General features: G+C 63.3%; 15 protein-coding genes. 12 read left to right on the plus strand and 3 right to left on the minus strand.

Annotated elements, in window-relative coordinates; all coding sequences use genetic code 11:
- Positions 1–120: 120 nt before the first annotated feature.
- A complete protein-coding gene (locus AC0L25_RS10635; RefSeq protein ID WP_473595433.1) occupies positions 121–4,050 on the minus strand; it encodes a peptidoglycan-binding protein in 3,930 nt (1,309 codons plus the stop codon).
- A gap of 475 nt (positions 4,051–4,525) precedes the next feature.
- On the opposite strand from AC0L25_RS10635, the gene AC0L25_RS10640 reads away from it, so the two are divergent.
- From AC0L25_RS10640 to AC0L25_RS10675, 8 genes are all read left to right on the plus strand, one after another.
- Complete coding sequence (locus tag AC0L25_RS10640) at positions 4,526–4,987, plus strand: MerR family transcriptional regulator (protein ID WP_473595461.1); 462 nt, start codon at positions 4,526–4,528, stop codon at positions 4,985–4,987.
- Positions 4,988–5,293: 306 nt separating this feature from the next.
- Complete coding sequence (locus AC0L25_RS10645) at positions 5,294–7,090, plus strand: acyl-CoA dehydrogenase (RefSeq protein WP_473595434.1); 1,797 nt, start codon at positions 5,294–5,296, stop codon at positions 7,088–7,090.
- Between the two features lie 53 nt (positions 7,091–7,143).
- A complete protein-coding gene (locus tag AC0L25_RS10650; RefSeq protein ID WP_473595435.1) occupies positions 7,144–8,316 on the plus strand; it encodes an acyl-CoA dehydrogenase family protein in 1,173 nt (390 codons plus the stop codon).
- A gap of 31 nt (positions 8,317–8,347) precedes the next feature.
- Positions 8,348–9,556, plus strand: a complete 1,209-nt coding sequence (locus tag AC0L25_RS10655; RefSeq protein WP_473595436.1) for an acetyl-CoA C-acetyltransferase — start codon at positions 8,348–8,350, stop codon at positions 9,554–9,556.
- 5 nt (positions 9,557–9,561) lie between these two features.
- Positions 9,562–10,059 carry a hypothetical protein gene (locus tag AC0L25_RS10660; protein ID WP_473595437.1) on the plus strand — a complete coding sequence of 166 codons (498 nt, stop codon included), beginning with the start codon at positions 9,562–9,564 and terminating at the stop codon, positions 10,057–10,059.
- Positions 10,056–12,275, plus strand: coding sequence for a 3-hydroxyacyl-CoA dehydrogenase NAD-binding domain-containing protein (locus tag AC0L25_RS10665; RefSeq protein ID WP_473595438.1), 2,220 nt, complete (start codon positions 10,056–10,058; stop codon positions 12,273–12,275). Before AC0L25_RS10660 ends, AC0L25_RS10665 begins: the two co-directional genes overlap by 4 nt.
- An 81-nt stretch (positions 12,276–12,356) precedes the next feature.
- On the plus strand, positions 12,357–13,007 hold the full coding sequence (locus AC0L25_RS10670) for a S24 family peptidase (protein WP_473595439.1): 651 nt from the start codon (positions 12,357–12,359) through the stop codon (positions 13,005–13,007).
- Between the two features lie 8 nt (positions 13,008–13,015).
- Positions 13,016–13,873, plus strand: coding sequence for a thermonuclease family protein (locus tag AC0L25_RS10675; RefSeq protein WP_473595440.1), 858 nt, complete (start codon positions 13,016–13,018; stop codon positions 13,871–13,873).
- Here AC0L25_RS10675 and AC0L25_RS10680 read toward each other — a convergent pair.
- Positions 13,836–15,485 (minus strand): lysine--tRNA ligase, encoded by a 1,650-nt coding sequence (locus AC0L25_RS10680; protein WP_473595441.1) that lies wholly within the window; start codon positions 15,483–15,485, stop codon positions 13,836–13,838. The genes AC0L25_RS10675 and AC0L25_RS10680 overlap by 38 nt on opposite strands.
- Positions 15,486–15,653: 168 nt before the next feature.
- On the opposite strand from AC0L25_RS10680, the gene AC0L25_RS10685 reads away from it, so the two are divergent.
- The gene (locus tag AC0L25_RS10685) at positions 15,654–16,064 is read left to right on the plus strand and encodes a tellurite resistance TerB family protein (RefSeq protein WP_473595442.1); all 411 of its coding nucleotides are present in this window, start codon (positions 15,654–15,656) and stop codon (positions 16,062–16,064) included.
- 62 nt (positions 16,065–16,126) lie between these two features.
- Here AC0L25_RS10685 and AC0L25_RS10690 read toward each other — a convergent pair whose 3' ends face one another.
- On the minus strand, positions 16,127–16,945 hold the full coding sequence (locus AC0L25_RS10690) for a transporter substrate-binding domain-containing protein (protein WP_473595462.1): 819 nt from the start codon (positions 16,943–16,945) through the stop codon (positions 16,127–16,129).
- Between the two features lie 283 nt (positions 16,946–17,228).
- Here AC0L25_RS10690 and AC0L25_RS10695 point away from each other — a divergent pair, with 283 nt between their 5' ends.
- From AC0L25_RS10695 to AC0L25_RS10705, 3 genes are all read left to right on the plus strand, one after another.
- Positions 17,229–17,960, plus strand: a complete 732-nt coding sequence (locus tag AC0L25_RS10695) for a helix-turn-helix transcriptional regulator (protein ID WP_473595443.1) — start codon at positions 17,229–17,231, stop codon at positions 17,958–17,960.
- A 98-nt stretch (positions 17,961–18,058) separates the two neighbouring features.
- Complete coding sequence (locus AC0L25_RS10700; RefSeq protein WP_473595444.1) at positions 18,059–18,697, plus strand: acyl-homoserine-lactone synthase; 639 nt, start codon at positions 18,059–18,061, stop codon at positions 18,695–18,697.
- A 15-nt stretch (positions 18,698–18,712) separates the two neighbouring features.
- A complete protein-coding gene (locus AC0L25_RS10705) occupies positions 18,713–19,459 on the plus strand; it encodes an enoyl-CoA hydratase-related protein (RefSeq protein ID WP_473595445.1) in 747 nt (248 codons plus the stop codon).
- The last annotated feature ends 188 nt before the right edge of the window (positions 19,460–19,647 follow it).

Below are 19,647 nucleotides of genomic sequence, written 5' to 3' on the forward strand. Positions count from 1 at the left end.
CGTTCTTGCGCCGGCCGGGCGGCGAAGTCAAACCTCGCCACGCCGCCGAAACAAAAAACAACTCAATCAGTTAACAGGCGAATGTGTGGCAAAGGCGTCGCGGAAACGACGCATCTGACGTTATTTGCGCGCAAGCAGAGCCTTGACCAGTTTCTCGTCGACCGCTCCCGTCGCCTTCAGGTCGTTGTCGGTCTGGAAAGCCATGATTGCATCCTTGGTTTTCTGGCCCATCACGCCGTCGGCATTCCCGGCCTCATAGCCATTCTTGTTGAGAATGCGCTGGATGTTCTGAACCACCTTTTTCATGTCGACGCTGGCGGTCGTCTGCGGCGTGCCGTCCTGCCACGATTCGGGAATGTCGGCCGAATTGGCCGCAGGATCGAGCGGCTTTGCCTTCCACAGTTCGGCGGCGGCGCGTGCGCGTTCGAGCTGCTCGGGGCTGAGCGCCTTGGCGATCTCGTCGCGCTTTGCCGCCGCATCCTTGTCACCGGTCTTGGCGACGAGCGCGAACCATTTGTAGGACTCTTCGAGATTCTGCTTCATGCCGACGCCCTTCGCCGCCAGGATGCCGAGATTGAACTGGCTGTCCTTGATACCGAGATCGGCGGCGGCCTGGAACCAGTGCGCGGCCGATTCATTGTCGGTCACGCCGTCCGCAGCCATGGCAAAGAGCACGGCGAGATTGTGCATGGCGCTGGCGTTGCCCTGCGCCGCGGCGAGCTGGTACCAGGTCTTCGCTTTCTTGACGTCGCGCGCGACGCCGGTGCCCTTCTCATAGAAGTTGCCGACGCGGTATTCAGCGGGTGCGAAGCCGAGTTCGGCTGATTTCTCGTACCATTTGGCGGCCGCTGCCATGTCTTGCTTGACGCCGCGCGATTCGGCGTAGCGCGAGCCGATCTCGAATAACGCCTTGGCGTCGCCGCCGGCCGCTGCGTCACGCAAGGCAGCTGGGCCGGCATCCGCTGGGATGTCGATCTTGGCAATGGCCGTCGAAGCATCCGCAAGGGTGACCGCGCCAGTCATGTCCTGGGTCGCGGGTGTGGCGGCCGGCGCTGTGGCCATTGGCTCGGCGTCCGCAGCCGTCAAGCCCGCAGGTGCCGAGGCTGTCACGTTCGCTGCCGCCGGATCGGGCACCGTTGGAGTCATGGGCGCGGGAACGGCCTCGGGTGCGGTGCCCATCGGCGTTCCGGCGTCCGACCGCGCGGCGCGGGCGGTCTGTGCAGGCATGTCATCCTCGGCTACCGGTTCAGACGGCTCTGCCTGCCGGATGGCGCGGGCCGGGGCGCTGTCCTGTGCTGCAGCTTGCTCGCCCGTCTTCGACTCGCTGGCGGTACCGGCCGACGCGGTGTCCGCTGGCTGCGCGGCCACGATCGGCGCCGCATCATTGCTGGCTCTTTCGACGGGATCGGAGAAAAACGCCTTGCCTAGTTGCAAGCCGGCGAGCGCCAGCATGACTGCGGCAGCCGCCATCAGGATCGGCTTGCGCCGCGCCTTGAGCAGGTCGCCGATCCTGAGCGCCTTCACCGGGCCGCTCATCGTCGATTGCCGCTTGAGAGCGTCGGCCTCGGCAGCGGCCGCTTGCGCCGCGCGTCTGGCTGCGGCGATGAAGTCGGATTTCGATGCATCGGCATTGCCGGCCCTGACCGGCGGTCCGCGTTCGTCGCGCACGCGTTTCATGATGGCGTTGAGGTCGGGGGGGCCGGAGCCGGGCTCCAGCGGCCGGTTGGCAACCTTCGGATCCAGCGGCTCGTCGAGATCGGCGCTCGGTATCCCGACATCAGGCGCCGAGCCGGCAAGCGGTGGAACGTCTGCCTCCTTCTTACCCTTGAGGGCGCGCGCCAGTCCGCCGAGCATCGACCTACGGCCGCCGGGCTGCCCACTTTTCTCCGTCATCGTATCCGAACCAAGCGCCGCCATGGCCGCGGCCGCAGCGGCTTCGGCCGGCGTGCGAGTGCCTGGTTCGCTACGCGAACCTGGCTCAACGCGCATGATAGCAGTGGCATGGCTGTCAAGGTCGGCCATGTCTCCAGCCAGCGGCAATGGCTGGTCGATATCCAGGGACGGCGCGTCCTGGACCGCGATCTTTGAGGCTCGTGCCGCCCGCGCGCGCACCGGCGCAGCAGGCTGCGTGAACTCGCTCGCGGCTTCGGTCGGCTCGCCGGTTTCCAGCGAGCCCAGTCGGTCGACGATCTTGAGCAGCGTGTCATGGATGGCCTCGAAGGTCCTCGAATTGCGCTCGTCGGAACGGCGCGTCAGTGCTTCGAGCGTCTTCAGATCCTGGGCGAGGCCAGAGACGGCCGCCGTATTGGCGCTGGAGCCGGCCAACGAACGGACGGCGCTCTCGGCCGCCTCGCGCGCCGCGCTTAGGATGGAATCGCGGGTGCCAGCCAGCGACTTCTCGATTTCGTTGAGACGAGGGCTGATGTCCTCGAATTCCGGCAGTGGCGTTCCGGGCTTCGAAAGATGCGCCGACAGACCCGCGACTTGCGCTTCCAGGCTGCGGATAAGGGCCGGGTCGATGCCGGCGACTTGTGCCGCGGATGAATCCAGCCGGCTGGAAATATCTTCGAGCCGGCCTTCCAGGCCACGGATGGCCGCTTCGCTCGCGGAATCGGGAATACGCGTTTCCATGCGCTGGGCCAGCGCGCTGAAGCGGGCGTCGATGGCGTCCATGATGCCAGCCCCGTCGATCTGCGGCGTGCGCTGGTCCAGCCTGTCGACGACTTCGTCCAGCCGGCGCTCGAGATCACGAAACAGCATGTTGCCTTGTTCGATCGCGTCGCCTTGGCGGCGCTCCATCATGCCGGACAGCACGTCGAAACGTTGCTCCAGCCCCTGGAAGATGTAGTCGGCATCCGGCATGGCAGGCGCCCTGTCGATCTTGTCGGCAATGAGCGCGATCTGCTTGTCGAGGCGCTCCATCGCCTGCTCCGGCAAATTGGCCCGGCCGGCAAGATCGTCGACCCGGCTCGACAGCATGTTGAGGCGGTCGATAACCTCGCCGCTGGGGTGACTTTGCGTGACTTCCTCGATCTGCTGGGCAAGCGAGGCGATTCGCGTCTCGATTCGTTCGAAGGGTTCGGGGTCGAAGGAATTGGCCTGCGCGGCGACGGTGGATGCCACGATAGCGCGGGAAATCTCATCCAGCCGCTCGTCGATCATATCGAATGTGCCGCTGCCGCGATTGTCCTGTTGCCTGGCGAAATGATCGACGGCGCCGGCAAGCGTGCGGACCTTTTCTTCAAGCGACCGCAGCGACAGTGATTCCGGCAAATTGTTGACGGCATTGCTGATCTGTTCGAGCCGGTCGGTCAGCATCGAAAGACCGGGTGCGTCGGACCGCTTGCGCTGATCGGCATCGACACGATCCTCGAATGCGGTCCAGCGGCGGTCGAAATCGTCCCAGCGGCGGCCAACCGCCTGCACGCTCTCCTCGCGCGCCAGCGTGGCGAGCGCGGCCTTGACCTGCTCCAGTTCGAGCCGGAGCATGTTGACGCTCCTGTCGTCGCTCCTTTCCGCCAGAGTCTGGATAGCGCCGGAAAGCCGCTCGAACTCGACGCCGAGTTCGGCGCTGCCTTTGCCGCCTCCCGCTGACTGGCCACCCGGCTGGGCGCTTGCCTGGAAAGCCCGCTCGATGTCCTTGCGCAGCGCTTCGAATTCGCGCTGCAGGCCGGCGGTCATCTGGTGGCGCAGTTCCTCGCGCAGGCCGCGCAATTCGCCGGCGATCTTGCCGACCACGGCGACGCCGTCTTCTTGGCCGCGCACGCGGTCGATATCGCGGGCGATCGCCTGGTAACTCTGGTCGAAGGTAGCCGGCGCCGGGCTTTTCGGCGGCTGCGCGAGGCGCGGATCCTCATAGGGCCGGGCGCTGGCATAGCGCGGCTCCGCGCTCGGCCGGTGCGGATCGAAACGCTCGCTCATGTCCTCGCGCGTCCGCTCCAGCCGCTGCTCCAGCGTTTCCAGGGAACGGTTGAGCTGTTCAAGCGTGGTGTGCGGCCTGCGCTGCCTGCCGGCGTTGAGTGTATCGAGATAGGACCGCTTGCTGTTCATCGATGCGCCCGTTCAGAATTACTGCTGGCTTATGACCAGTTTCCCAAAGTCCTGCCGGAAACGAAGGCGGCCGCGTGGCTTTGCTGCGGTGGAAGACCAACTTCCCGGGGTTCACCCGCGCTCCGAAAAACCGTGAAAAATTCGCTACAGGATAAACACGGGTAACCGACATGCGCACATTTCGCCCAACGTGGTAAACAACGCGTTAACTAAGCTTAAGAAGTTAAAACGTTGTTGAGGAGCGCCTGAAGCGCCGGACCATGCGCTGGCGGATGCGGCAAAAAGTTCGTCCCGCACAACGCCCTTGCTTCGTGAGGCGGCTATCGGTATAGAATTGACGTAAACGTAAGGGTGCACAGACTGTGCCGTTTGCGATTTGTTTGTTGAAACCACGAGTGGAAGCACGCCCCCGCTTCCACTCAGGCGACGCATGGTCCGGGACCGCGGCGCCACCAGATGGGGAAAGCCAGTGACCATGAAACTTGTTTCGCCCGGCGAAGCCGCGGCCAATACCAATGACATGTCTGATAAAGCCGGCGAGGATCTTGTCCGCATCGGCGAGATGGCCAAGAAATACGGAGTAACGCTGCGCACGCTGCGTTTCTACGAGGACAAGGGCCTTCTCAATCCGCAGCGCGACGGCTCGACCCGTCTCTACACGCGCCGCGACAAGGCGCGACTGAAGCTGATCCTGCTCGGCCGCAAGGTTGGATTCTCGCTGCGCGACGTCAAGCAGATGATGGATCTGTACGACCCGACCGGCTCCAACACCAAGCAGTTGCGACTGGCGCTCGACAAGTCGGAGAAGCAGCTTGCCCGTCTGCAGAAGCAGCGGGCGCTGATCGACGATGCCATCAACGAGTTGAGCAACTCGATGGCGGCGGTGCGTCAGATGCTGAGCGAACGTTCGGCGCCGCAGGCCAGCGCCGCCGGATAATTCGGCCTCGCCGGCTTCCGGTGAACGGCCTTTGACGAATGAGAGCCGCGTGGCGTTGGCCGCGCGGCTCTTTCTACCTTCCGGCTACGCCGGGATGAATACATTTCAATCGTTCCGCACTGGCTTGATGGTGTACCGCCGCTACGCTCGCGGGTGGGTTTCGGAAAAATTTGCCACACCAAGAAATTGACGTTTACGCAAACGTCAACTTTTGCTATCCCGATCTGAACATTTGGTCCGCATGCTGTCCCTAACATCATCTTGGGGCTTGATTTCGGGGACCAGGCTGCATGGTGGAGGAAACGCATGCCGATCTACAGGGCGCCGGTCCAGGACACGCTGTTTGTGCTGAACGAGGTATTGGGCTACCAACGCTATTCCAATCTTCCCGGATTTTCCGACGCGCCGCCGGATGTGGTCGAGGCCATCCTCGCCGAGGGTGCCAAGCTCGCCGAAAACGTCATGCAGCCGCTGAACCGCGTCGGCGACAGGGAAGGCTGCGTGCGCCATGATGACGGTTCGGTGACGACGCCGAAAGGCTTCAAGGAGGCCTTCGACCAATACCGCGAAGGCGGCTGGATGGGGCTGGCCGCACCCGTCGAATTTGGCGGCCAGGGCCTGCCTTACGCGGTGCATACCGCCGTTTCCGAATATCTGATTTCGGCCAACATGTCGCTGATGATGTATCCCGGCCTGACGCAAGGCGCGATCGCGGCGATCATTACCCATGGCAGCGACGAGCAGAAGACGACCTGGCTGCCGAAGCTGGTCGAGGGCGCCTGGACCGGCACCATGAATCTGACCGAGCCGCATTGCGGCACCGATCTCGGCCTACTGCGCACCAAGGCGGTTCCCACCGGCGACGGCACCTACAGGATTTCAGGCCAGAAGATCTTCATCTCGGCCGGCGAGCACGACATGTCGGACAACATCGTCCACCTGGTACTGGCCCGCATCGAGGGTGCACCGGAAGGTGTGAAGGGCATTTCGCTGTTCATCGTGCCGAAGCTCACGCTCGATGCATCAGGCAATCCTGGCGAGAAGAACACCGTCTCCTGCGGCTCGATCGAGGAGAAGATGGGCATCCATGGCAATTCGACCTGCGTCATGAACTATGACGAGGCACAAGGCATGCTGCTCGGCGAGGCCAATGGCGGGCTGAAGGCCATGTTCACGATGATGAACGAGGCCCGGCTCGGCGTCGGCCTGCAAGGGCTTTCTCTGTCGGAGGTCGCCTACCAGAACGCTGTGTCCTATGCCAAGGATCGCCTGCAGGGCCGCTCGCTGTCCGGCCCGAAGGCGCCGGACAAGAAGGCCGACCCGATCATCGTCCACCCTGATATCCGCCGCAGCCTGATGACCATGAAGGCCTTCAACGAGGCCGGTCGCGCACTGGCGCTGTGGACGGCGATCAAGTCCGATATCGCCCACCGTGCCAGTGATGACAAGGATCGCCAGGCTGCCGACGACTACACCGGGCTGATGACGCCGGTGGTCAAGGGCGTGCTCACCGACAAGGGTTTCGACCACGCGGTGATGGCGCAGCAAGTGTTCGGCGGGCACGGCTATATCGAAGAGCACGGCATGAGCCAGTTCGTGCGCGATGCCCGCATCACCATGATCTATGAGGGCGCCAACGGCATCCAGGCGCTTGACCTCGTCGGCCGCAAGCTGGCCTTGAATGGCGGCCGCGCCGTACAGGCCTTCTTCAAGGAGGTCGGCGAATTCTGCGAGGAGAACCGCACCGATGAGAAGATGGCGCCTTTCACTAAGGCGCTGAAGAAAGGCCTCAACGATCTGCAGGCGGCGACGATGTGGCTGATGCAGAACGGCATGGCCAAGCCCGACAACGCCGGCGCCGCCTCGACCGACTACATGCATCTCTTCGGCCTGGTGGCGCTGGGCTATATGTGGGCGCAGATGGCCAAGGCAGCCGGGGCGAAATTGGCGAACGGCGCCAATGGGCCTTCGACCTTCTACGACGCCAAGCTTGTGACGGCGCGCTTCTTCATGGAGCGGATCATGCCGGAAACGTCGGCACACCTCGCCCGCATCTCCAGCGGCGCCGAGACATTGATGGCACTGCCGGCGGAAGCGTTCTAAGCTCGACAGCGTCGGCACAGCCGGCCTTAACCTGTCGATACGCGGAGGAAATCGTGGCGACAAATCCTGCCGAAGTGCTTGCTTTGCCCAAACCCGCCTGGGCGGCGGACGAGGTCGGCATGCTCTACGACATGGCGCACCGCTTCATGTCGGAAGAGATCGCGCCGCGCTATGACGAGTTCGAGAAAAACGAGATGGTCGACCGCGGGTGCTGGCTGAAGGCGGGTGCGGCCGGCCTGCTCTGCGCCTCGATGCCGGAGGAATATGGCGGTTCGGGCGGGACATTCGCGCATGAGAGTGCCATCATCGAGGCGATCGGCCATGTTGGCGTCGACGGTTTCGGCATCGGCCTGCACAATTCGATCGTCGCCCCTTACATCCTCCACTACGGCTCGGAGGAGCAGAAGAAGAAGTGGCTGCCGAAACTGGCGACCGGCGAACTGATCGGCGCCATCGCCATGACCGAGCCCGGCGCCGGCTCCGACCTGCAGGGCGTCAAGACGCGCGCCGAGAGGGATGGCAACCAGTACAAGATCAACGGCTCGAAGACCTTCATCACCAACGGTCAGCTCGCCAACTTCATCATCGTCGTCACCAAGACCGATCCGGAGAAGGGCGCCAAGGGCACTTCGCTGATCGTCGTCGAGACCGACGAGGTGGAAGGGTTCGAGCGCGGTCGCAACCTCGACAAGATCGGGCTCAAGGCTAACGACACGTCGGAACTGTTCTTCAACGATATGCGCGTGCCGACCTCCAATCTGCTCGGCCACGAGGAAGGCCAGGGCTTCGTCCAGCTGATGCAGCAATTGCCGCAGGAGCGGCTGCAGATCGGCACCGGCGCCATCGCCATGGTCGAGCGGGCGCTGGCGCTGACCATCGACTACGTCAAGGAGCGCCAAGCCTTCGGCAAGGCGATTATCGATTTCCAGAACACCCAGTTCAAGCTGGCCGAACTGAAGACCGAGGCGACCATCGGCCGGGTCTTCTACAATGACTGCGTCGCCCGCCATATCAATGGTGGCCTCGACCCGGTGACGGCCTCGATGGCCAAATACTGGCTGTCCGACCTGCAGGGAAAAGTCGTCGACGAGTGCCTTCAATTGCATGGCGGCTATGGCTACATGAATGAGTATCCGATCGCCCGCATGTTCCGCGACGCCCGCGTCCAGCGTATCTACGGCGGCACCAACGAGATCATGAAATTGCTGATTGGACGCTCTCTCTGAGCGACTTTTTAGCAAACCAAGGAGCAGGAAAATGGCCGAAGCTTATGTCTATGACGCCGTGCGCACGCCGCGCGGCAGGGGCAAGAAGGATGGCTCGCTGCACGAGGTGCCGGCGGTGCGGCTCGGCGCCAAGGTGCTCGAGGCGATCCGCGACCGCAATGGGCTGGATACCGGCACCGTCGACGACATCATCTTCGGTTGCGTCGACCCGGTCGGCGAGGCGGGGTCTGTCATTCCGCGCGCCGCCGCCTTCGAGGCGGGCTACGACACAAAAGCGCCCGGCATGCAGATCTCGCGCTTCTGCGCCTCTGGCCTGGACGCCATCAATTTCGGTGCAGCCAAGATCGCGCAAGGCGCAGATGAGATTGTTATCGCCGGCGGTGTCGAATCGATGTCGCGCGTCGGCATGGGCGCATCCGGCGGCGCCTGGTTCATGGACCCCTCCGTTGGCCTGCCCGGCTGGTTCGTCCCGCAAGGCATCTCGGCCGACCTGATCGCCACGAAATATGGCTTTTCGCGCGACGACGTCGACGCCTATGCGGTCGAGAGCCAAAAGCGTGCTGCCAAAGCCTGGGGCGAGAGCCGCTTCAAGAATTCGGTGATCTCGATCAAGGACCAGAACGGGCTGACCATCCTCGACCATGACGAGCACATGCGGCCTTCGACCGACATGCAGTCGCTGGCGGCACTCAACCCGTCTTTCGTCATGCCCGGCGAAATGGGCGGCTTCGATGCCGTCGCTGTGCAGAAGCATCCCGAGGTGGAAGAGGTCAACCACGTCCACCACGCCGGCAATTCGTCCGGCATCGTCGACGGCGCGGCGGCCGTTCTGCTCGGCTCGAAGAAGGCTGGAAAGACGCTCGGTATGAAGCCGCGGGCGCGCATCCGTGCATTCGCCAATATCGGTTCGGAACCGGTGCTGATGCTGACCGGTCCGGTTGACGTGACCGAGAAGCTGCTGAAGCGCGCCAGGATGAAGCTGTCGGACATCGATCTGTTCGAGCTCAACGAGGCGTTCGCCTCGGTGGTGCTGCGCTACATGCAGGCTTTCGACATTTCGCACGACAGGATCAACGTCAATGGCGGCGCCATCGCCATGGGCCATCCGCTCGGCGCAACCGGTGCGATGATCTTCGGAACGGTGCTGGACGAACTAGAGCGCCGCGACCTGAACACCGCGCTGGTGACGCTCTGCATCGGCGCCGGCATGGGCACCGCAACGATCATCGAACGGGTGTGATGAGAATGCGGTTCAAGCATCTGGCCGGAGTGGCGGTGGGCATTGCGCTCGGGGCTGTCGCGGCGTGTACTTCCATCGGCTCGGAGCCTCCGCAAGGCGCAGTCCTTGGCGCAGCCGGATGTGAGGCAAGCGGTGGCGACCTTTGCTCAAAACTTTCTGGCAACACCATCAATTCCTGGGGGCCGCGCCGCTACGACTACCTGGCCCCTAACGGCGACCTGGTTCATTGGCAGGGTAACTCGCTGAGCAAAGGCAAATGGTATATGCAGGGCAGCGCTATCTGCCTTGCAATTCCCGAGCTCGGTTCGCCGCGTTGTGGGGTGAGAAGCCAGATTGTCGGTGACGTCGACACCGTTCTGACTGGCGACGCGTTTGGTCTATCCACCAGGACGTCGGCGCCCACACAGATCGTCTACGGCCGTGGCGACACCGATGAGAATTACCTGCGCCAAGCAGGCGTTGATCCACAAACGGTCACGATAATCAAGGGACTTCCACGATGAGCTACACCAATTTCACCCTCGACATCGACGCCGACGGCATCGCGCTGGTCACCTGGGACATGCCCGACCGCTCGATGAACGTCTTCACCGAAGAGGCGATGCTGGAGCTGAACGCCATCGTCGACAAGGTGGCGAGCGACGCGGCGATAAAGGGGGCGGTCATCACCTCCGGCAAAGACACGTTTTCCGGCGGCGCAGACATCACCATGCTGCAGAAGATGCTGACGACCTTCGCCGCCGAAAAGCGCAAGGACGTCGAAAAGGCGACCAAGGCGCTGTTCGAAAATGCCGGTTATATGACGGGCCTGTTCCGCAAGGTGGAGACCTCAGGCAAGCCATGGGTGTCGGCGATCAACGGCACCTGCATGGGCGGCGCGTTCGAGCTGTCGCTCGCTTGCCATGGCCGTGTCGCAGCCGATTCCGACAAGGTCAGGATGGCGCTCCCCGAAGTGAAGATCGGCATCTTCCCGGGCGCCGGCGGCACTCAGCGCGTGCCGCGGCTGACCGACCAGCAGCAGGCGCTGCAGATGCTGACCTCCGGCCAGACGCTGTCGCCGCAGAAGGCCAAGTCGATGGGCCTGATCCACGAGATCGCCGAGCCTGCGAAGCTGGTCGAGACCGCCAAGGCCATGATCAAAAATGGCTTGAAGCCGGTGGCGCCGTGGGACGAGAAGGGCTTCAAACTGCCCGGCGGCCCGGTGTATTCCGTGGCCGGCGCCAATCTGTGGCCACCGGCAATCGCCATCCTGCGTCGCGAGACCTATGGCAACTATCCTGCCGCCGCCGCCATCCTGAAATGCGTCTATGAAGGCCTGCTGGTGCCGTTTGACACCGCTTTGCGCATCGAGCAGCGCTATTTCACCGAGATCATGCAGACAAGAGAAGCGGCGGCGATGATCCGCTCGCTGTTCGTGTCGCTGCAGGAACTGAACAAGGGTGCGCGCCGCCCGGCCGGCGTGCCGGAAACCAAGTTCAAGAAGATCGGCGTGCTCGGCGCCGGTTTCATGGGCGCCGGCATCGCCTATGTTACGGCCAAGGCCGGCATTCCGGTGGTGCTGCTCGACCGCGACATGGACGCTGCCGCCAAGGGCAAGGCCCATTCGGACAGCCTGATCTCGGATCAGGTCAGGAAGGGCCGCGCCAAGCCGGAGGACAAGGACAGACTGCTGTCGCTGATCACGCCGACGGCGGACTATGCCGACCTCACAGGCTGCGACCTGGTGGTCGAGGCGGTATTCGAGGATTCGGGCGTCAAGAAGGACGCCACCGAAAAGGCAGAGGCCGTGCTGAAGCCGGCGGCGGTCTTCGCGTCGAACACGTCCACCATCCCGATCACGTCGCTGGCGAAGAATTCGGCGCGGCCGAAGAATTTCATCGGCATCCATTTCTTCTCGCCGGTCGACAAGATGATGCTGGTCGAGATCATTTTGGGCAAGAAGACCGGCGACAAGGCGCTGGCCACCGCGATCGACTTCGTGCGCGCCATCAAGAAGACGCCGATCGTCGTCAACGACACGCGCGGCTTCTACGTCAACCGCTGCGTGCTGCGCTACATGTCGGAAGCCTACGAGATGCTGATCGAGGGCGTTCCCGCGCCGATGATCGAGAACGCGGCGAAGGCCGCCGGCATGCCGGTCGGCCCCTTGGCGCTCACCGACGAAACGGCGATCGACCTCGCGCAGAAGATCATGAAGCAGACCATGCGCGATCTCGGCGAAAACGCGGTCGACCCGAAGCAGATGGCGCTGATCAACACGCTGGTCGATACGCATGGCCGCTTTGGCCGCAAGAACGGCAAGGGTTTTTACGACTATCCGCAAAAGCCTGCCAAGAAGAAGTTGTGGCCGGGCCTGAAGGATCTCTATCCGCAGTTGGCGCCTGAAAAGGTCGACTACGAGGAACTGAAGCAGCGGCTCCTGGTCACCATCGCGCTGGAGGCGGCGCGGGTGATGGAGGAAGGCATCGTCACCGATCCGCGCGAAGCCGATGTCGGCTCGATTCTCGCCTTCGGCTTCGCGCCCTTTACCGGCGGCGTGCTGTCCTACATCGACGGCATCGGCGCAAAGAAATTCGTCAAGATCGCCAAGGGCCTGCAAAAGAAGTACGGCGCCGAGTTCAAGGCGCCGAAGCTCCTGCTCGACATGGCGGAGAAGGGCGAGACTTTCTACGAACGCTTCGATCCCTATGCCAGGAGCGAGGCCAAGAAGGCGGCGTGACACCGCCTTCTTGGTGGACAAGATCGCGGCCACCGGTTAGAACAGAGAAGGTATTTTTTCCTGTTCTGAAGGAGAGCAAAAGTGCTCTCGCATGACCGCGTATGGGCCGCAATTGATGCTCTCGCCGAGCGTTATTCGCTCTCGGCCTCCGGGCTGGCGAAGCGCGCGGGCCTCGATTCGACCGCCTTCAACAAGTCGAAGCGGCTGTCCTCGGACGGGCGGCCGCGCTGGCCGTCGACCGAATCGCTGGCCAAGATCATCGAGGCGACGGGCGCCTCGCTCGACGAATTCACGGGTTTGGTCGAAGGTCGGGGCAAGCCCGTTCCCGGACCCCTACCCGCACAGAGGTCTTCGGTGCCGCTGCTCGGCTTCGCCCAGGCCGGCGCCGGCGGCTTCTTCGATGATGCCGGTTTTCCGGCGGGGCAGGGCTGGGACCTGATCGAGCTTCCGGCACAGGCGACCGAAACCTCCTATGCGCTGCAGGTCCAGGGCGATTCCATGCTGCCGCTCTACCGCAACGGCGACGTGCTGATCGTCGAGCCGGGCGCTGCCACCCGCAAGGGCGACCGGGTCGTCGTCAAGACCAATGACGGCGAGGTGATGGCCAAGGTGCTGGACCGTCAGACGGCGAAGTCGATCATGCTGGTCTCGCTCAATCCCGATCACCCGGACCGCGACATCCCTATGCGCGATGTCGAATGGGTGGCGCGGATTGTCTGGGCAAGCCAGTAGGGCCGCCGGTGCGCCCGCTTCATGCAGCCGTTGCGGTGGTGACGATCCTGGCGATGGGGGTCGCCATCGCCGCCGGTGGCCGCACCGTGCTGCATGACGAAAACGATCGCGGCGCAGCTCGGGCGCAGGCCGGCATGGCGGCGCAATCCGAAGCGCCTGCGACATCAGCGATTCCGCAGCCCAAGGCGGCACGGCCGGAGGTGCATTCCAGGGCCATCGATCCCGAGGTCGTCGCGCCGCCGCAGCTTCAGCCCGAAGAGCTTGAACGCGTCGAGCCGCGCGCACCGCTGAGTGACCTGGCGCTGGCCGGACCGCCCAAACCGGCCAAATCGAAAATGCCCGACGACTGGAATGGGACAAAACTGTTCCAGCCGGTCGCGCCGGCCGCCGGTGTGATCGAGGCCAAGGGCTACTCGGTCGCGATTTCGGGTATCGACATCGTCAGGCAGGACGAGACTTGCGCCGACGGCGGCAAGTCCTGGACGTGCGGCAGCCGGGCGCGAACGGCGTTCCGTGCTTTCCTGCGCGGCCGGGCGGTGGTTTGCGCGGTGCCGCCCGAAGGCGGCCGCGACCTGATCGCCGCCGAATGCCGCGTTGGCAACCAGGATGTCGGTCAGTGGTTGATCGAAAACGGCTGGGCGCGCGCAGCCGAGGGTGGCCCTTACGTGGAGGCCGGCGAGAAGGCGCGTACGGCGAGGAAGGGCATTTTCGGGCCGGCGCCCAGTCTCTCCGGCCTGCCTCCGGCACCAGCCCCTGTCGCGGCAGCGCAGCCGACGCAGCTGATTCTCGATCCGTCGGCGACGGCTACGCCGCCAACCGAGACGACGGCTACGCCGCCAGCTGACCAGCCAGCGCCTTCTGAATGAGCGCGCGGGTTTCTGCGATGCCGTAGAGCGCGGCGAAGGAACCGAAGCGCGGGCCGCGCTCCTGTCCGATCAGCACCTGGTAGATCATTTGGAAGAAGGCGACGGAGACGCCCGGCCCGCCCTCCGGGCTCTGCTTCGAATGGTCCTGATAGCGTTCGATCTTGCGTGCGACGTTGAGGGCTGCACTCTGGATCACTTCGCCATCGGCATCTGGCGGCAATGCGGCGAGCGCTTCGGACAGTTTCGTCAGCGCCTCGCGCTCGACCGCATCGGCGGCCCGGTACACCTTGGCCGGCTTTACGAAATCGTCGAAATAGCGGATCGCATACTCGGCCAGCCGGTCGAGCTCGGGGTGCGTCTTCGGCGTCACGCCCGATGTGTGGCGCGAAATGAACCCCCACAGAACGTCCTTGTTCTGGGCATTCGAGGCGCTGACCAGATTGAGCAGCAGCGCGAACGACACCGGCAGGTCGACGACAGGCGGGTCACCGTCATGCATATGCCAGACGGGATTTCCCAGCCGCTCCTTCCACTCCTGCCGGCGATAGGCGGACAGAAAGGCGTAATACTCGTCCACCGCCTTCGGAATGACGTCGAAATAGAGCTTCTTGGCCTGCCGCGGCCGCTGGTACATGTAGAGCTCGAGGCTTTCGGTTGGCGCGTAGGTCAGCCACTCGTCTATGGTCAGTCCGTTGCCCTTCGACTTCGAAATCTTCTGGCCGTTCTCGTCCAGGAACAGCTCATAGACGAAATGCTCCGGCGCGCGTCCGCCCAGGATATTGCAGATACGGTCGTAGATCACTGCATTGGTCTGGTGGTCTTTGCCGAACATTTCGAAATCGACGCCGAGCGCCGCCCAGCGCATGCCGAAATCCGGCTTCCATTGAAGCTTCACCCTGCCGCCGGTTATGGGCAGCGTGGTTTCGGTGCCGTCATCATCGAAGGTGATAGTGCCGGCCTTGGCGTCGACATGCTTCATCGGGACGTAAAGCACGCGGCCACTTTTGGGGGAAATCGGCAAGAACGGGCTATAGGTCGCCTGGCGCTCGCTGCCCAGCGTCGGCAGCATCACCGCCATGATCTTATCGAAACGTTCCGCAGCGCGCAGCAGAACTTCGTCGAAACGGCCAGCCTTGTAGTATTCCGTCGCGCTGGCGAACTCGTAGTCGAAGCCGAACGTGTCCAGGAAACGGCAAAGCATTGCGTTGTTGTGGTCTGCGAAGCTCGCATAGTCGCCGCCGAAAGGATTGGGGACGGACGAGAGCGGCTTGTGCAGGTGCAGCTCGAGTGCGGCGCGATCGGGAACGTTGTCCGGAATCTTGCGCATGCCGTCCATGTCGTCGGAAAAGCATAATATCTTGGTCTTGACCGCGTCCCGGGTGAGGACGCGGAAGGCGTGGCGCACCATCGAGGTGCGTGCGACCTCGCCGAAAGTACCGATGTGCGGCAGCCCCGACGGACCGTAGCCGGTCTCAAACAGGACGGTCTCGGGAAAGTCAGTGCCTTTGTAGCGCTCGACGATCTTCCTGGCTTCCTCGAACGGCCACGCCTTGCTTTCGGCCGCTGCCGCAAGCACCTCTGGATTGAGATCGATGATGTTTGATCCCGCCATGTCACTGTTTCCAAGTTATTCGCCGGCATCGCCGCAAAGGGGGGCCGGAAGAGGTCTTTTCAACCGGTCTCTAGGCGTGCCTGCCGTGGGCGTCAACGATCGCGGCTCTTTTTCCTTGCGGCGTCGGTGTCGCGTTCCTACCTTCGGAGCCCATTTGAGGAGTTTTAAATGTCGTTGCCGCCGCATGAAGCCCTGATCTATCTGATGGTCATCACCTCCGCGTCCGATCGCGACATGACCGATGTCGAACTGGCGCGGATAGGCGACGTCGTCCGCTCATGGCCGGTGTTCGAGGATTTCGATCACGGCCGGCTGGTCGGCGTCGCCCAGGATTGCCAAAAGATGCTGCACGAAAAGGACGGGCTGGAAGGCGTTTTGGCGCGGGTCGCTGAAGCGCTGCCCGAACGCCTGCTTGACACCGCCTACGCCGCAGCCTTCGAGGTTGCGGCCGTCGACCTCGAAATGCGCTTGGAGGAGGTGAGGGTGCTGCAGCTTATCCGTCGCCAGCTCGATCTCGACACGCTCACCGTCGCCGCCATCGCCCGTGCCGCCAAGGCCCGCCTGCGCACTTTGACTTGATCCAGGCCCTGAAGACTCAGGAAAAACTGACCGGACCGGACTAGAAAACTGACCGGACCGGATCAGAAAAAACTGACCGGGAAATAGCGCAGATAGAATTCGGCGAAGATGCCTTTCACCGAAATCTCCTGCAGTGCGTAGTCGAACGCTGCGGCCAGCGCCGGATCGTTGGCCCTGGTGGCGATGGCCATGCCCGAGCCCAGATATTCTGGCGCCAGATACGGGCCGCCGGCAAAGCGGCAGCAGGCTGCGGCATCCGAACCGCCCAGCCAGAAGGCGAAGCGCATGCCGTCGCCGAAGGCGGCGTCGACCTTGCCGGCCTTGAGATCATCATAGAGTTTTTCCGGCCGGTCGAAGGGGACGACCTGAACGGTGCCGAAATAATCGCGCAGCATCCGCTCATGCGCGGAGCCGGCGACCACGCCGACGCGCTTGCCGCGCAGTCTGTCGAAGATCGGTTCCGTGAACGCCTTTGTCTTCGGCATGATGAAACGCGCCGGAAACTGCAGGTAGGAACGCGAGAAGGCGAATTTCGACCGCGACTCCGGCGTGGCGGCGATGCCGGCAATGATCGCTTCGCCTTCGCCCTTCTGCAACGCCCCTTCGAGCTCGGCCCAAGGCAGCGCCTGGATCTGGCATTTTTCCGCGATGCCGAGTTCGGCGCAGATGGCGCGCGCCAGATCGACGTGGAAGCCGGACAAGCGGCCTGCTCCGTCGAGGAAGTTGAACGGCGGGAAATCGGTGGTGGTCAGGAATCTCAGACGCGGCAGCGCGGAAAGGTCAGGCTTCGGCAGCCGCTCCTTTGCATCCCACAGCACCGGCACTTGCGGCTCCGCGGCATGCGCTCCCGGGAGCCACTGTGCCTCCGTCATTGCCAGCATCAAGACGATGGTTATCCACCGAATTGCCACGATCGAGCTCCGCCCTGTCCTGTCCAATGTGGCTTTTGGTACGAAAATGCCACAGGCACAACGGTTTTTGATTTCATCACGCCGATTTAGGGTTATGCTTTAGCGAGCTTGCAAACATGTGCAGCGTCGGCTCGAGGGGTAGCCGCTGCAAACAGAGAGGAGCAGGTTTGTAATCCGGGGTCGATGGCAAAGTGCAAGTCAAGCGCTGGACCGTTGATCTCAACGCAGAAGGCAACATGGGGTAGATGTTGCAATGGGCCACTTCGATCGCACACTGGAATTCATAGATGAGCTGCAGCACGCCAATACGGCGGCCGCGGTCTGCGAAAAGCTGCTTGGAATAACCTCGGAGTTCGGCCTGACAGCTCTGATGGCCGGAACGGTTCCGCAACCGGGCACGCCAAGAGGCCAGCAAAAGGACCATGTGCTGCTTTGCGAGTGGCCGGGGGAATGGCTGGAGCGCTACGTCGAGCGCAACTATGTCGACCATGACCCCGTCGTCAGCCACATGAAGCAGCTGCAGGCGCCGTTCCAGTGGCGGGAAGCGTCTCAGGGCATTCGCATCGACAAGAGCAGCGGCGAAGTGATGGGCGACGCCGGCGAATTCAAGCTACGCGACGGATTGGCCTTCCCGCTGATCACGCTCGATGGCCAGATCGTCATGGTGTCGCTCGGCGGCGAAGCCGTCGAATTGTCTGGCGCCGATTTTGGGCTGGTCTCGCTGGTGGCAACCTATGCGATTGGCCGCGCCATGCAGATCCACACGATGGCGGCCAAGACCATCGACCACGTCGAACTGACGCCGCGTGAGCGCGAATGCATGCAATGGGCTGCCGTCGGCAAGTCCGAATGGGAGATCTCACAGATTCTCGGCATTTCGGAACACACGTCAGAGAAACACCTTCTTAACGCCAAAAGCAAACTCGGTGCCGTCAACCGGGTGCAGGCAGTCGCGGAAGCGATAAGGCGCGGCTATATTAGCTAGCTCGGCCGTGCCGGCCTAGAAATTCTTGCCTACGTGATCGCGTAATTTTCTCGGGACAGCCCGGCCGTATCTTCCTATTTGAACCTAGGAGACGGCAGATGCTTTTTTCCCTTACCACACAGGAACTTATGGAACGTCCCGACCTTTGGGAGGCCGTTCATCGTTTACGCTACAAGATTTTCGTCGAGGAGATGGGGTGGACAGATCTGCAGCGCCCCGACGGCCTTGAGATCGATCAGTTCGACCATGACGAGGCGGTGCATCAGCTCGTCATCCGCAATGGCGAGCTCGCCGGTTATCAGCGGATGTTGCCGACAACCCGGGCGCATCTTCTTACTGAAGTGCTGGCGGACCTCTATGAAGGGACGCCGCCGTCCGGGCCGAACGTCTGGGAACTGACCCGCTATGCGGTGGCGGCGGGCTTTCGTGACGGCAAGCGCGGCGTCTCGACGGTCGGCACCGAGCTCATTGCCGGCTTCGTCGAGTGGGGGCTGAAGCGGAACGTCAATCAGGTGATCATCGAGTTCGAGCCGATGTGGGTCCTGCGGGCGCTGCAGTTGCACTTCCTGGCCAAGCCGCTTGGCTACCAGCGCACCTATGGCAACCAGCAGGTCGTCGCCACACTGCTCACCTTCGACGAGCATACGCTTGAGGTGGTGCGTTCGCGTCGCAGTCATTTCGCGCCGGTGCTGGCCAGGGGATATCCCGACAGGCTCGGAATGAGGCAGGCCTCGTGAGAATTGGAGACAGCCATGAACATCCACCCGCAAACAGAGTTCCGCAATCATACGCTAATTGTCACGGTGTCGTCAGATGACGGCCGGCCGGTGCTGGACGGGCGAGCCTACGAAAGCCTGGCCAAGATATTCCACGAAGCCGCAATCGACGATGACGTGCGCGTCGTGGTGCTGCGCGGCCTTGCCGGCTGCTTCTGCCTCGGCGGCGATTTTTCCGAATTCCTCGACGCCACCAAGCATCAACGATTGATCGCCGCCGTCACCGACATGTTCCGCACGTTGGCGACGTTCCCCAAACCGGTCCTTGCCTGTGTCAACGGCGACGCCGTCGGCGTCGGCTGCACCATCCTGTTCCATTGCGACATGGTGATCGCATCTGATGAAAGCACGTTCCGGGTGCCATTCGTCGATTTCGGCCTCGTGCCGGACGCGGCGACCAGCATCCTGGCGCCGCAGAAACTCGGTTATGCCGGCGCTTTCCGCTTCTTCTGCCTGGGCGACACGCTCGGTGCCGAGGACGCCAGGATGCTTGGCCTGGTCACGGAGATCGTGGTGGGCGATGTCGAGGAAGCCGCACTTGGCAGAGCCAGGCAACTCGCCAAGAAGCCGGTCGCCGCACTGCTGCAGACGCGCGACCTGCTCAAGGGCGACACAGGCGCGCTCTGCGATCGCATTGAACAGGAGATTTCGCTGTTTCAGCAAGCTTTGCAGGACGATACCACGCTGCGGCGGCTACAGCGGATTGCCCGGCTGGCGGCATGAGAGGTCATTCGGCAGAATGACAGGAACATCTGGAATCGGGGGGGGGGGGGGGGGGGGGGGGGGGGGGGGGGGGGGGGGGGGGGGGGGGGGGGGGGGCGCGGGGGGGGGCGGGGGGGGGGGGGGGGGGGGGCGGGGGGGGGGGCGGGGGGGCGGGGGGGGGGGGGGGGGGGGGGGGGGGCGGCGGGGGG

The sequence above is a fragment of the Mesorhizobium sp. WSM4813 genome, assembly GCF_055811555.1.